Below are 12797 nucleotides of genomic sequence, written 5' to 3'. Positions count from 1 at the left end.
GGTCGCCATGGAGGAGCATGCGCGGCTGAAGTGGCGAACATTTTCATCCGGGAGGAATCGATGAAAATACTGAAGACAGTTACCGGCGTTGCTGCCGCCGCTGCCGTTTCCCTTTTTGCGCTTTCTGCATCCGCTCAGAACTACCCCGAGCGCAACATCACCATGGTCGTGCCCTTTGCCGCCGGTGGCCCGACAGATACGGTCGCGCGTCTTGTCGCTGAATCCATGTCGAAGGATCTCGGCCAGCAGATCATCGTCGAGAATGTTGGCGGCGCTGGTGGCACGCTGGGCGCTGGCCGCGTGGCGGCGTCGGATCCGGACGGTTACACCGTTCTGCTGCATCACATCGGCATGGCGACGAGCGCCACGCTTTATCGCAAGCTCGCCTATGATACCCTGAACGCTTTCGAATATGTCGGTCTGGTCACGGAAGTGCCGATGACCATTCTGTCGCGCAAGACGCTCGAGACCAAGGATCTCAAGGGTCTGATCGACTACGCCAAGGCGAACAAGGACAAGGTCACCGTTGCCAATGCCGGCATTGGTGCTGCTTCGCATCTGTGCGGCATGTTGTTCATGAGCGCGATCGAGACACCGCTGGTCACTGTTCCCTACAAGGGCACAGGCCCGGCCATGACCGACCTGCTCGGCGGACAGGTCGATATCATGTGCGACCAGACCACCAACACCACCAAGCAAATCCAGGGCGGGACCGTTAAAGCCTATGCCGTAACCTCGGCCAAACGGCTCGACGTGCTGCCGGACGTACCGACAGTTGCCGAATCGGGCCTGCCGAAGCTTGAGGTGGGTATCTGGCACGGTATCTACACGCCGAAGGGTACACCCGCCGAGATCAACGAAAAGCTCTCCAAGTCGCTGCAGGTCGCGCTGAAGGACAAGAACGTGGCGGCCCGTTTTGCCGAACTTGGCACCACGCCTTCCCCGGAAGCCGACGCGACGCCCGCAGCGCTCAAGACCAAGCTTGAAAGCGAAATCGCCCGCTGGAAGCCTGTGATCGAGGGCGCCGGCCAATATGCCGACTGATGGTTGGAGCAATTGCCGGCGGCACCCTGCCGCCGGCTTCTTGCCGTCAATTTAACGCGCGGAACGGTGTGTGACCGGCCGCAGTGGAGGGGCATCTTTCATGAAGTCGTTTTTCATTGACCCTGCCGAGGCAGCCTGTGGGGCAATTTTCATCGGTTTTGGCGCTTTTTTCGCGTTGCAGTCTTTCGGGCTGGATATCGGAACCGCCTTCCGCATGGGGCCGGGTTATTTTCCGCTTGTTCTGGCAATCGTGCTGATCCTGCTTGGCGGGGTAATATTCATTCGCGCCACCCGTGTGCAGGGCGATGCCCTCGGTGCAATCGCCTGGCGGGGGATTTTTTTCATCCTGCCCGCGCCGATCTTTTTCGGCTTCACGGTCCGGGGGCTTGGTTTCGTACCGGCGCTTTTTTTCAGCGCCCTTATCGCAGCCTTCGCCTCGCACAAGATGAGCCCGCTCATGGCCGTCATTATTTCCGCCGCCATCACGGTCTTTTCCGTTGCTGTGTTCAATTATGGTCTCGGCCTGCCATTCCAGCGCTTCGGCCCCTGGCTTAAATTTTGAGGTGCCGCAATGGAATTGCTTGATAATCTTGCTCTCGGTTTCGTCACGGCCACGTCGCTGGCAAACCTGTTTTTCTGCCTGATTGGCGTGCTGCTCGGCACGCTGATTGGCGTGCTGCCGGGCATCGGCGCAACCGCAACCATCGCCATGCTGTTGCCGATCACCTTTCAGCTTGAGCCCGTCTCATCGCTCATCATGCTCGCAGGCATCTATTACGGCGCGCAATATGGCGGCTCCACCACGGCGATCCTCATCAACATGCCGGGGGAATCCTCATCCGCCGTTACCGCCATTGACGGCTACCAGATGGCGCGCAAGGGCAAGGCGGGTGCCGCACTTGCGATTGCCGCCATCGGCTCGTTTTTCGCCGGCACGGTTTCCACCTTTCTCGTGGCAGTCTTTGCACCGCCTTTGACGGCGATTGCGCTGGAATTCGGCGCGGCGGAATATTTCTCGCTGATGGTCGTCGGCCTCGTCTCATCCATCGCGCTTGCCCATGGTTCCATCGTCAAGGCGCTGGCCATGGTCGTGCTTGGCCTGCTGCTTGGTCTGGTCGGTACGGATATCTACAGCGGCGCGCCACGCTTCACTCTTGGCATCCGTGAATATGCCGATGGGCTGAATTTCGTTGCGGTGGCGGTGGGCGTATTCGGTATCGCCGAAATCCTGCGCAATCTCGAAAACGAGCGCACGCGCTCGGTGCTGATCGCCAAGGTCAGCAGCCTGATGCCGTCGAAGGAAGACTTCAAGGCCATGGTCGGCCCGGTGCTGCGCGGTACGGTCATCGGTTCGGCACTGGGCATCCTGCCCGGCGGCGGTGCAATTCTCGCTGCCTTCGCATCCTACACCGTCGAGAAACGCGTCTCCAAGCATCCTGAGGAGTTTGGACACGGTGCCGTCGCCGGTGTTGCCGGTCCGGAATCCGCCAATAATGCCGGTGCCCAGACCTCGTTCATCCCGCTTTTGACGCTCGGCATTCCCGCAAACCCGGTGATGGCGCTGATGATCGGTGCGATGATCATTCAGGGCATCGTGCCCGGCCCGAACGTTGCGACCGAGCAGCCGGCGCTGTTCTGGGGCATCATCGCCTCGATGTGGATTGGCAATCTGATGCTCGTCATCCTCAACCTGCCCCTGATCGGGCTTTGGGTGAAGCTGCTAACGGTGCCTTATTACGTGCTTTTCCCCATCATCATGGCCTTCTGCGCCATCGGGGTTTACAGCGTTAATTCCAACGTCTTCGATCTCTACGCCGTCGCCTTCTTCGGCTTCATTGGTTATGTGCTCGTGAAGCTGCGCTGCGAGCCGGCGCCGCTGCTGCTGGGCTTCGTGCTTGGGCCGCTGCTGGAGGAAAACCTGCGACGCGCCATGATCCTGTCACGTGGCGATCCGACGACCTTCGTCACCCGACCGATCAGCGCTACCCTGCTGTTTATTGCTCTGGCCGTGCTGATCATTGTCTTCCTGCCCAGCGTGAAGAAAAAGCGCGAAGAGGTTTTCGTAGAAGAAGACTGAGCAGGTCTCGAAATATTCGGAACGCCGGTGATGGAAATGTCGCCGGCGTTTCTGCGTTGATGGGATCGCTGTGAGGAATCCGGTTCACCGAAGCGGCATATGGTTGACTTGAAGCTTTTTAGGGCCAAGGAAGGGCGGGAAAGAGAGGTCGATATGACGTCGGAAACCGAAAAACGGATCATTGCGCTTGAGGAAACGATCGCGCATCAGGCCAAGACTATAGAGGAACTGTCCGACCAGCTGACGGAACAGTGGAAGGTGGTGGAACAGACCCGCGCCAAGCTCGACCGGTTGACGGAAAGGTTCCTGAGCCTCGAGGAGCAGTCGCTGGACGCGCCCGCAATTACCCGGCCGCCGCATTATTGATGAGGGAGACCCCATGACGAGCGATACAGCCGCACTTGCCGCCGAAATTGTGGATTTCTGGAAGAAGGCAGGACCGGACAAGTGGTTCGACAAGGACGCCGCCTTCGACGATCACTTTCATGACCGTTTCCGCGATGCCCATTTTGCCGCTGCAAGGCGCGAATTGGATGGCTGGCTGGACGGTGCGGAAAGCAGCCTCGCGCTGATGCTTCTGCTGGATCAGTTCCCGCGTAACTGCTTTCGCGAGACAGCGCATATGTATGCGACCGATCCGCTGGCACGCGTGTTCGCCAGCGAGGCCATCCGTCGCGGCCACAATCAGGCGGTGACCGAGGATTTGCGGGTCTTTTTCTATCTGCCCTTTTCCCATTCGGAAAGCATCGAGGATCAGGAGCGTGCCTGCGCGCTCAACCGGCCGCTTGGCGGGCTTTATCTCCACCATGCCGAAGAGCATCGCGATATCGTCGCGCGTTTTGGCCGCTTTCCGCATCGCAACGACATATTGCTGCGGGAAACGACGCCGGAGGAACGGCAATATCTTGATGCGGGTGGTTTTACTGGCTGATATCAACGAAAAACGCCGCCAGTCCCGAAAGACGGCGGCGCTTTTTTTGGTGGGTAACGGTCGCAGATCAGCCGTCGAAGAATTCCTTCATCCGGGCAAAGAAGCCGGTCGATTCCGGATTATTCTCCTGGGACGAGAGTTGCTCGAACTCCTGCAACAGCTCGCGCTGGCGCTTGCTGAGCTTCTGCGGTGTCTCGATCTGGATCTGGATGTAGAGATCGCCAGTCTGCGCCGAACGCAGCACCGGCATGCCCTTACCCTTCAGGCGGAACTGCTTGCCTGGCTGGGTGCCTTCCGGAACCGTGACGCGAGACTTCGTGCCGTCGAGCGTCGTCACATCGAAGGTGCCGCCAAGAGCGGCCGTCGTCATGGAGATCGGCACGGTGCAATAGAGATCGGCACCGTCGCGCTGGAAGAACTCATGGGGACGCACGGACAGGAAGATGTAGAGATCGCCCGCCGGGCCGCCACGCATGCCGGCTTCGCCTTCGCCCTGCAGGCGAATGCGGGTGCCATCCTCGATACCCGAGGGAATGTTGACCGAAAGCGAACGCTCTTCCGTCACGCGGCCCTGGCCGTGACACTTGCTGCACGGATCGGAAATCGTCTGTCCACGCCCGTGGCAGGTGGGGCAGGTGCGTTCTACCGAGAAGAAGCCCTGGGCTGCGCGCACGCGGCCGGAACCCTGACAGGTGCCGCAGGTTTTGGGTTGCGTGCCGGGTTTTGCGCCGGAACCGGAACAGACATCGCAGGTTATCGAGGTTGGAACCCTGATCTGCGCCGTCTTGCCGGCAAAGGCTTCTTCCAGCGTGATTTCCATGTTGTAGCGAAGGTCGGCGCCGCGCTCGCGACCGCCGGAAGAGCGGCGTGCGCGTCCGCCGCCCATCATCTCGCCGAAGATGTCTTCGAAGATATCCGAGAAGCCGCCATTGGCGAAACCGCCGCCGCCCATACCACCGCCGCCCATGCCGCCATTTTCAAAGGCGGCGTGGCCAAAACGGTCATAGGCCGCGCGTTTTTGCGGGTCCTTCAGCGTTTCATAGGCTTCGTTGATTTCCTTGAACTTCCGTTCGGAATCAGCATCATCCGGATTCTTGTCCGGATGGTATTTCATCGCGAGTTTGCGGAAGGCGCTTTTCAGCTCTTTTTCGTCCGCGGTCTTGCTGACGCCGAGTGTTTCGTAAAAGTCTGCTTTCGCCATTAAGATAACAAGCCTCGCAAATGGATTTCCGGCTGCACTTCGGCAGCCGGATGTCTTGCATGTATCGACAGGAGACGGGAAGCCACGCTATTACGCGGACTTCTTGTCGTCCTTGATTTCCTCATAGTCGGCGTCGACGACGTCGTCCTTGCCGCCTTCTCCGTTAGCGCCGGCTTCAGCCTGCTGCGCTTCGTAGATGGCCTGACCGAGCTTCATGGAAACTTCCATGAGGGTCTGGGTCTTTGCCTGAATGTCGTCGGCATCCGGTTCGGAAGCCTCAACGGCCGTCTTCAGGCTGGCAATGGCGTCTTCTATGGCCTTGCGGTCGGTTTCGGAAACCTTGTCGCCATATTCTTTCACCGATTTCTCGGTGGAGTGAACGAGGCTTTCGGCTTGGTTCTTGGCTTCGACACCCGCACGACGCTTCTTGTCGGCTTCGGCATTGGCTTCAGCGTCCTTGACCATCTTCTCGATGTCGGCGTCGGAAAGACCACCGGAAGCCTGGATACGGATCTGCTGTTCCTTGCCGGTGCCCTTGTCTTTCGCCGAAACCTGCACGATGCCGTTGGCGTCGATATCGAAGGTCACTTCGATCTGCGGAACGCCGCGGGGTGCCGGCGGCAGGCCGACGAGGTCGAACTGGCCGAGCAGCTTGTTATCCTGTGCCATTTCGCGCTCGCCCTGCGAGACACGGATCGTCACGGCCGACTGGCTGTCTTCGGCGGTCGAGAAGGTCTGGCTCTTCTTCGTCGGGATCGTCGTGTTGCGATCGATCAGACGAGTGAAGACGCCACCCAGCGTTTCGATGCCGAGCGACAGCGGGGTCACGTCGAGAAGCAGAACGTCCTTGACGTCGCCCTGCAGAACGCCGGCCTGAATGGCGGCGCCCATGGCAACCACTTCATCAGGGTTCACGCCCTTGTGCGGCTCCTTGCCGAACAGCTGCTTGACGACTTCCTGTACCTTCGGCATGCGGCTCATGCCACCAACGAGAACGACTTCATCGATCTCGGCAGCGGTAACGCCGGCATCCTTGAGGGCAGCCTTGCAAGGGGCGACGGTGCGCTGCACCAGATCGTCCACCAGGCTTTCGAACTTGGCGCGGGTCAGCTTCAGCGTCAGGTGCTTCGGACCGGAAGCATCAGCCGTGATGAACGGCAGGTTGATTTCGGTCTGCTGCGAGGACGAAAGTTCGATCTTGGCCTTTTCGGCAGCTTCCTTGAGGCGCTGCAGAGCGAGCTTGTCGTTCTTCAGGTCGATGCCCTGATCCTTCTTGAACTCGCCGGCCAGATATTCGACCAGACGCATGTCGAAGTCTTCACCGCCGAGGAAGGTGTCGCCGTTGGTGGACTTCACTTCGAAAACGCCGTCGCCGATTTCCAGAACGGAAATATCGAAGGTGCCGCCGCCAAGGTCGTAAACGGCGATGGTCTTGCCGTCCTTCTTGTCGAGGCCGTAAGCGAGGGCTGCCGCGGTCGGCTCGTTGATGATGCGCAGGACGTCCAGACCGGCGATGCGGCCGGCATCCTTGGTTGCCTGGCGCTGGGCGTCGTTGAAGTATGCCGGAACGGTGATGACGGCCTTCTCGACCTTTTCGCCGAGATAGGATTCAGCCGTTTCCTTCATCTTCTGAAGGATCATCGCGGAAATCTGCGAAGGGGAATAGTTCTTGTCCTGAGCCTTCACCCATGCGTCGCCATTGTCGCCCTTGACGATTTCGAAGGGAACGAGAGCCTTGTCCTTTTCGACGGTCGGGTCTTCATAACGGCGACCGATGAGGCGCTTGACCGCAAACAGGGTGTTGGTCGGGTTGGTGACCGCCTGGCGCTTGGCCGGCTGGCCGACAAGGCGTTCGCCATCGTCGGAAAATGCCACCATGGATGGCGTAGTGCGCGCGCCTTCCGCGTTTTCAATAACTTTCGTGTCCTTGCCGTCCATCACTGCAACGCAGGAATTGGTTGTGCCAAGGTCGATACCGATTACTTTTGCCATGCTCTTCTCTCCTTGAAGCTAGCTGTCGGAACCCCGTGAGGCATTCCATGGACAACTCCTTGACTTGGATTTGCAGTATTCGCTGCTGTTATGCGGCGTATATAAGGAGCGATTTTTCCTGCTGCAAGGCGCAAGAGAGGGTGAAGCGCTGCAAAAAAGCGGATGAAACCCCTGTCTGTGCAGAAGCATAGCCATCAAGGCGTGCAGAAGGGCAAAAACGTGACTTTGACTGCCACGGTCATGGCGATGCGGAGGCGCGTTTATAAAGTCATTGAGGTGAGGTGAAATGGCGGACAGGGTGGGATTCGAACCCACGGTACGCTTTCACGCACACACGCGTTCCAGGCGTGCGCCTTAAACCACTCGGCCACCTGTCCTTTTTTCAAATCTGCATGTTTTGAGGAATGCAAATCACTGGAACGGCGCGATATATACCGATGAATTCGCTAGGATCAACACGAATCTGACAGTTTTTTGAATTGTCGGCAATTTCCTGCCTTTCGATGCGATTGCAAACCGGTTTTCCCGCCTTTATCGATGCAATATATCTTTCAAAACATGGCTGTCGAAACGACGGGCCGCAACCGAGGTATCCTGATGAAAGCTTTTTTGCGGTTTTTGAGCTTTCTTCTTCTCATTGCAGCTGTTTTTCTTGGCGTACTCGATTCGATCCGCTCGGTTTCCACATCCTCGGTCAACATCACCGGCATCCTGTCCGTCTGGAACTATCTTCTTCCTGCCTCGCGCACCATGGTGGAAACGGCCTTGGCTCACTATATTCACCCTGAAGCGTGGCGCTTCATTGAAAATGCCCTGTCGGGACTGCCGGCATTTGCTTTTTTCCTCGCGCTATCCCTGCTTTGCTGGATGGCCGGTTACAGGAAGCGCAAAGTGATGAGGCGTTCGTCAGTCTGAATTTATCAACTGACAGCGCGCGCGCCCCGCAGATGTGAACCCTGAGAAGCGGCATAATCGGCCGCACGGAGGACCGAATGTTCCTGTTCGATACGCTTTCAAAAAAGACGACGATGCCGACCGAAGAGACGGCTTTGCCCGGCCGTGAAGAGGCGCTTGCCGTGCCCGAGACCCATTTCGTCAATGGCCGGCCCTTGAAGGGGCCTTATCCCGATGGTTTGGAAATCATCTATCTGGGTATGGGTTGCTTCTGGGGTGCGGAGCGCCTGTTCTGGCAGACGCCGGGTGTGTGGGTGACGGCGGTGGGTTATGCCGGCGGTTTTACCCGCAATCCCACCTATCAGGAGACGACGACGGGCCAGACGGGCCACGCCGAAGTGGTCAAGGTCGTCTACGATCCGGCCGTCATCTCGCTGTCAGGCCTGCTTAAGATATTCTTCGAGGAGCATGATCCGACGCAAGGGATGCGGCAGGGCAACGACGTCGGCACGACCTATCGTTCCGCCATCTATGCCAATACCGAAGGCCAGTTGCAGCAGGCGCAGAAGGCGCACGACGCTTTTCAGCAGGCTTTGGACGAGGCGGGGCATGGCCGCGCCATCACCACCGAAATTGGACCGCTTGAAACATTTTATTACGCGGAAGACTATCACCAGCAATATCTTGCCAAGAATCCGGGCGGCTACTGCGGGCTCAGGGGAACCGGCGTAAGCTGCAATATCGACTAGATTTTTTGCACGTTGCCCAGGTGGAAAGACCAAAAAAACGCCAGAATAAAGTTTTTCCACCGGGTCAAAAAAACCGGATGAATTTTTCATTGAGCCATGCAAGGATATGAGCCAAGCACAGCCGGGATAACGGCTGGCGGTTCCGCAGACATTCCCGGTCAACGGGTTTGCGGGAGGACCCTTAAAATATCAATTGCAACAACAGGGCTGCACAATGAAAAAATCCCTTCTGACGCTTTTTGCGCTCGCCGCCATGTCGGCTTCCGCGCTTGCTGCCGATATCAAGCCGGCATTGGTTTATGGTACGGGCGGCAAGTTCGACAAGTCGTTCAACGAAGCCGCCGCGGCTGGCGCTGAAAAGTTCAAGGCAGAAACGGGCATCGAGTTCCGCGATTTTGAACCGACCAGCGATACGCAGGGCGAGCAGGCTATCCGCAACTTCGCCAGCAAGGGCTTTAACCCGGTTGTTGCCGTGTCCTTTGCCTGGACGTCGGCCATGGAAAAGGTTGCAGCCGAATTCCCTGACACCAAGTTCGTCATCGTCGATTCCGTCGTCGAGCTGCCGAATGTCCGCTCGGTCGTCTACAAGGAGCACGAAGGCTCTTATCTCGTCGGTCTTCTGGCAGGCATGGCCTCCAAGACCGGTAAGGTCGGCTTCATCGGCGGCATGGATATTCCGCTGATCCGTAAATTCGCCTGTGGTTATGCGCAGGGCGCCAAGGCTGCCAACGACAAGATCGAAGTCTTCCAGAACATGACGGGCACCACCGGTGCGGCTTGGAATGATCCGGTGCGCGGTGGCGAACTGACCAAGAACCAGATCGACCAGGGCGCTGACGTGATCTACGCGGCAGCTGGTGCGACCGGTATCGGCGTGTTGCAGACCGCTGCCGACAACAAGAAATTCTCGATCGGCGTCGATTCCAACCAGAACCACCTGCACCCCGGCTCGGTGCTGACCTCGATGGTAAAGCGCGTCGATCTGGCTGTCTACAACGCCTACAAGGATGCCAAGGACGACAAGTTCACCCCCGGCATCGTTGCTCTCGGCGTCAAGGAAGACGGCGTTGCCTATGCTCTCGACGACAACAACAAGGCCCTGATCACGCCGGAAATGACCGCCGCCGTGGACAAGGCGAAGGCCGACATCATTGCCGGCACCATCAAGGTTCATGACTATATGGCGGACAATTCCTGCCCGAAATGATATGATATGTGTCTGGGGCGCATGGTGATTTTTCACCTTGCGCCCTTTTCATATCCAGCCTTCGGAGAGGTTTCGGTTTGAGTATGGACCCAGCAATCGAACTCGTGGGCATCGATAAAAAATTCGGTGCCGTTCACGCCAATAAGAATATCAACCTGACCGTTGCCAAGGGTACGATCCACGGCATCATCGGGGAAAACGGTGCCGGAAAATCGACCCTGATGTCGATCCTCTACGGTTTTTACCAGGCTGATGCCGGTGAAATCCGGGTAAACGGCGCGCCGGTATCGATCCGCGATAGCCAGGCTGCGATCAGTGCTGGCATCGGCATGGTCCATCAGCATTTCATGCTGGTGGAAAATTTCACCGTGCTGGAAAACGTCATGCTGGGCGCGGAAGGCGGCGCATCGCTTGCCAAGGGCAGGGCGGCTGCGCGCAAGGAGTTGAAGCGCCTTGAAGACGACTACGGGCTGGAAGTCGATCCGGATGCTGTGATCGAGGAACTGCCGGTCGGCCTGCAACAGCGCGTCGAAATCCTGAAAGCCATGTATCGTGGCGCCGAAATCCTGATCCTCGACGAGCCGACTGGCGTTCTCACGCCTGCGGAAGCCGATCATCTTTTCAAGATCCTCGGTGTCCTGCGTGAGCAGGGCAAAACCGTCATCCTCATCACCCACAAGCTGCGCGAGATCATGGCGATCACGGATTCCGTCTCCGTCATGCGCCGCGGCGAAATGGTGGCGACCCGCAAAACTTCCGAAACCAGCGTTGAGGAACTGGCCGAACTGATGGTCGGCCGTCGCGTGCTGCTGCGGGTGGAAAAAGGCGAGACGACGCCGGGCGAAGTTCTCCTTTCCATCCGTAATCTGACCGTCAAGGACAGCCGCGGCGTCACCATGGTCGACGATGTCTCGCTGGATGTCCGCGCCGGTGAAATCGTCGGCATCGCCGGTGTGGCCGGCAATGGCCAGTCTGAGCTCCTCGAAGCGATCGCAGGCATCCGCAAGCCTTACTCGGGCGAGATATGGGTGGCCGGGCAGAAGGTTGATCGGCCCGATCCGTCCATTCTGCGCGAACTCGGTCTCGCACATATTCCGGAAGACCGGCACCATATGGGGCTGGTGCTGAAATTCGAGGAATATGAAAATTCCATCCTCGGCTATCACCACGACGAGCGATACGGCAAAGGCCCTTTCCTCAACCCCGAGGCCATCCGCAAGGATGCGGTCGAAAAGATCGAGAAATACGATATCCGCCCGCCGAACCCGCAGCTGAAGACCGCCAATTTTTCCGGTGGCAACCAGCAGAAGATCGTCGTTGCCCGCGAAATCGAGCGTGACCCCAAGATGCTGATCATCGGCCAGCCGACCCGCGGTGTGGATATCGGCGCCATCGAATTCATCCATCGCCGCATCATCGAAATGCGCGATGCCGGCAAGGCGATCTTGCTGGTTTCGGTCGAACTCGATGAAATCCGTTCCCTTTCGGACCGGATCATGGTCATGTTCGCCGGGCGTGTCGTTGGAGAAAAAACGGCGGAAGCCGAAGAACAGACGCTGGGCCTGATGATGGCCGGCATCGCCGCATGAGGCATGAATGAGCACCGCTTCCGTACCCCTGCCAAACTGGATCACCTACGGCCTCCTGCCGTTTTTAAATGTAGTTACCGCATTTCTGATTTCCGGCCTCGTCGTCTGGTCGATCGGTGAAAATCCGCTCGCGGCGCTTCGCCTGCTCATCGAAGGGGCGCTAGGTCGTGGCGATGCCATCGGCTTCACGCTGTTTTATACGACGAGTTTCATCTTCACCGGCCTCTCTGTGGCGGTCGCCTTCCATGCCGGTCTGTTCAACATCGGCTCTGAAGGTCAGGCCTATATTGGCGGACTGGGCGCGGCGCTGGTGGCGCTGGCGCTCGACCGTTATGTGCCGTGGTATGTGACGATGCCCTTCGCCATCATCGGCGCTGCGGTTTTCGGCGCGGCCTGGGCGTTTATTCCGGCATGGCTGCAGGCAAAACGCGGTAGCCACGTCGTCATAACCACCATCATGTTCAACTTCATCGCTGCGGCGTTGATGGTCTATCTGCTGGTGAACGTGCTGATCGTGCCGGGCAAGATGGCGCCGGAAACGCGCACCTTTCTGCCAGGTGGGCAATTGCCGAAGCTCGACTGGCTGATGGCGCTGTTCGGCCTGAAGCTCGGGCCGGCGCCGTTCAACGTCTCCTTCATCATCGCACTGGTCATGTGTTTTCTCGTCTGGGTGCTGATCTGGCGCACCAAGCTCGGTTATGAGATGCGCACGCTCGGCGTCAGCCCCTCGGCCGCCGTCTATGCCGGCATTCCCTATGCGCGCACCGTCATCATCGCCATGCTCATTTCCGGCGGTCTGGCAGGTATGATGGCGCTGAACCCGGTCATGGGGGCTTCCGCCCGCTTGCAGGTGGAATTTGTCGGCGGTGCGGGTTTCGTCGGCATCGCCGTGTCTCTGATGGGGCGAAGCCACCCGCTCGGCATCCTATTTTCGGCGCTGCTGTTCGGCATTCTCTATCAGGGCGGTGCAGATCTCTCTTTCGAGATGCCGAATATTACCCGTGAGATGATCGTCGTCATCCAGGGTCTGGTTATCCTGTTTGCCGGCGCGCTTGAATATATGTACCGGCCGGCGATCGTCCGCATCTACCAGCGCTTGGCAAAGGGGTGAGC

The 12797-nt window shown here is 58.5% G+C and carries 12 protein-coding genes and 1 tRNA gene; 10 read left to right on the top strand and 3 right to left on the bottom strand.

The window, feature by feature from the left end; translation table 11 throughout:
- Nucleotides 1-60: 60 nt before the first annotated feature.
- The 5 genes from T18_RS08565 (at nt 61) to T18_RS08545 (ending at nt 4052) form a co-directional block, all read left to right on the top strand.
- Nucleotides 61-1044: a tripartite tricarboxylate transporter substrate-binding protein gene (locus T18_RS08565; protein ID WP_038492621.1), complete on the top strand. Its 984-nt coding sequence runs from the start codon at nt 61-63 to the stop codon at nt 1042-1044.
- 100 nt (nt 1045-1144) lie between these two features.
- A complete protein-coding gene (locus tag T18_RS08560; protein ID WP_003514354.1) occupies nt 1145-1606 on the top strand; it encodes a tripartite tricarboxylate transporter TctB family protein in 462 nt (153 codons plus the stop codon).
- A gap of 9 nt (nt 1607-1615) precedes the next feature.
- Nucleotides 1616-3121 (top strand): tripartite tricarboxylate transporter permease, encoded by a 1506-nt coding sequence (locus tag T18_RS08555; RefSeq protein ID WP_013635241.1) that lies wholly within the window; start codon nt 1616-1618, stop codon nt 3119-3121.
- A gap of 153 nt (nt 3122-3274) precedes the next feature.
- On the top strand, nt 3275-3487 hold the full coding sequence (locus tag T18_RS08550; RefSeq protein WP_013635242.1) for a SlyX family protein: 213 nt from the start codon (nt 3275-3277) through the stop codon (nt 3485-3487).
- A 13-nt stretch (nt 3488-3500) separates the two neighbouring features.
- Nucleotides 3501-4052, top strand: coding sequence for a DUF924 family protein (locus T18_RS08545; protein WP_038489374.1), 552 nt, complete (start codon nt 3501-3503; stop codon nt 4050-4052).
- A gap of 67 nt (nt 4053-4119) precedes the next feature.
- Here T18_RS08545 and dnaJ read toward each other — a convergent pair whose 3' ends face one another.
- The 3 genes from dnaJ to T18_RS08530 all read right to left on the bottom strand — a co-directional run bounded on the left by dnaJ (nt 4120) and on the right by T18_RS08530 (nt 7622).
- Complete coding sequence (gene dnaJ / locus T18_RS08540; RefSeq protein WP_003514371.1) at nt 4120-5253, bottom strand: molecular chaperone DnaJ; 1134 nt, start codon at nt 5251-5253, stop codon at nt 4120-4122.
- 90 nt (nt 5254-5343) lie between these two features.
- The gene (gene dnaK, locus T18_RS08535) at nt 5344-7245 is read right to left on the bottom strand and encodes a molecular chaperone DnaK (RefSeq protein ID WP_003514373.1); all 1902 of its coding nucleotides are present in this window, start codon (nt 7243-7245) and stop codon (nt 5344-5346) included.
- A gap of 287 nt (nt 7246-7532) precedes the next feature.
- Nucleotides 7533-7622, bottom strand: a tRNA-Ser gene (locus T18_RS08530).
- 220 nt (nt 7623-7842) lie between these two features.
- Here T18_RS08530 and T18_RS08525 point away from each other — a divergent pair.
- The 5 genes from T18_RS08525 to T18_RS08505 all read left to right on the top strand — a co-directional run bounded on the left by T18_RS08525 (nt 7843) and on the right by T18_RS08505 (nt 12795).
- Nucleotides 7843-8160, top strand: coding sequence for a hypothetical protein (locus T18_RS08525; protein ID WP_013635245.1), 318 nt, complete (start codon nt 7843-7845; stop codon nt 8158-8160).
- Nucleotides 8161-8237: 77 nt separating this feature from the next.
- The gene (gene msrA, locus T18_RS08520; RefSeq protein WP_019564547.1) at nt 8238-8888 is read left to right on the top strand and encodes a peptide-methionine (S)-S-oxide reductase MsrA; all 651 of its coding nucleotides are present in this window, start codon (nt 8238-8240) and stop codon (nt 8886-8888) included.
- Between the two features lie 214 nt (nt 8889-9102).
- Nucleotides 9103-10095 carry a BMP family lipoprotein gene (locus T18_RS08515; protein ID WP_003514392.1) on the top strand — a complete coding sequence of 331 codons (993 nt, stop codon included), beginning with the start codon at nt 9103-9105 and terminating at the stop codon, nt 10093-10095.
- 83 nt (nt 10096-10178) lie between these two features.
- A complete protein-coding gene (locus T18_RS08510) occupies nt 10179-11684 on the top strand; it encodes an ABC transporter ATP-binding protein (protein WP_003514394.1) in 1506 nt (501 codons plus the stop codon).
- A 7-nt stretch (nt 11685-11691) separates the two neighbouring features.
- Entirely contained in the window at nt 11692-12795 is a 1104-nt protein-coding gene (locus T18_RS08505; protein ID WP_003514397.1) for an ABC transporter permease, read from the top strand.
- Nucleotides 12796-12797 lie beyond the last annotated feature (2 nt).

This window comes from Rhizobium sp. TBD182 (assembly GCF_001950375.1).
In the GTDB taxonomy this organism is placed as follows: Bacteria; Pseudomonadota; Alphaproteobacteria; order Rhizobiales; family Rhizobiaceae; genus Agrobacterium; species Agrobacterium tumefaciens.
Note: the sequence above shows the minus strand (reverse complement) of the source record. Positions and strands in the feature narration are given on the sequence as shown.

Excerpts from the sequence above, each read along its gene's own strand:
- T18_RS08555 (WP_013635241.1), top strand. The coding sequence starts at position 1,616 with ATGGAATTGCTTGATAATCTTGCTCTCGGTTTCGTCACGGCCACGTCG.
- T18_RS08545 (WP_038489374.1), top strand. The coding sequence starts at position 3,501 with ATGACGAGCGATACAGCCGCACTTGCCGCCGAAATTGTGGATTTCTGG.
- T18_RS08550 (WP_013635242.1), top strand. The coding sequence starts at position 3,275 with ATGACGTCGGAAACCGAAAAACGGATCATTGCGCTTGAGGAAACGATC.
- T18_RS08515 (WP_003514392.1), top strand. The coding sequence starts at position 9,103 with ATGAAAAAATCCCTTCTGACGCTTTTTGCGCTCGCCGCCATGTCGGCT.
- dnaK (WP_003514373.1), bottom strand. The coding sequence starts at position 7,245 with ATGGCAAAAGTAATCGGTATCGACCTTGGCACAACCAATTCCTGCGTT.
- T18_RS08525 (WP_013635245.1), top strand. The coding sequence starts at position 7,843 with ATGAAAGCTTTTTTGCGGTTTTTGAGCTTTCTTCTTCTCATTGCAGCT.
- msrA (WP_019564547.1), top strand. The coding sequence starts at position 8,238 with ATGTTCCTGTTCGATACGCTTTCAAAAAAGACGACGATGCCGACCGAA.
- T18_RS08505 (WP_003514397.1), top strand. The coding sequence starts at position 11,692 with ATGAGCACCGCTTCCGTACCCCTGCCAAACTGGATCACCTACGGCCTC.
- T18_RS08565 (WP_038492621.1), top strand. The coding sequence starts at position 61 with ATGAAAATACTGAAGACAGTTACCGGCGTTGCTGCCGCCGCTGCCGTT.
- T18_RS08510 (WP_003514394.1), top strand. The coding sequence starts at position 10,179 with ATGGACCCAGCAATCGAACTCGTGGGCATCGATAAAAAATTCGGTGCC.
- dnaJ (WP_003514371.1), bottom strand. The coding sequence starts at position 5,253 with ATGGCGAAAGCAGACTTTTACGAAACACTCGGCGTCAGCAAGACCGCG.
- T18_RS08560 (WP_003514354.1), top strand. The coding sequence starts at position 1,145 with ATGAAGTCGTTTTTCATTGACCCTGCCGAGGCAGCCTGTGGGGCAATT.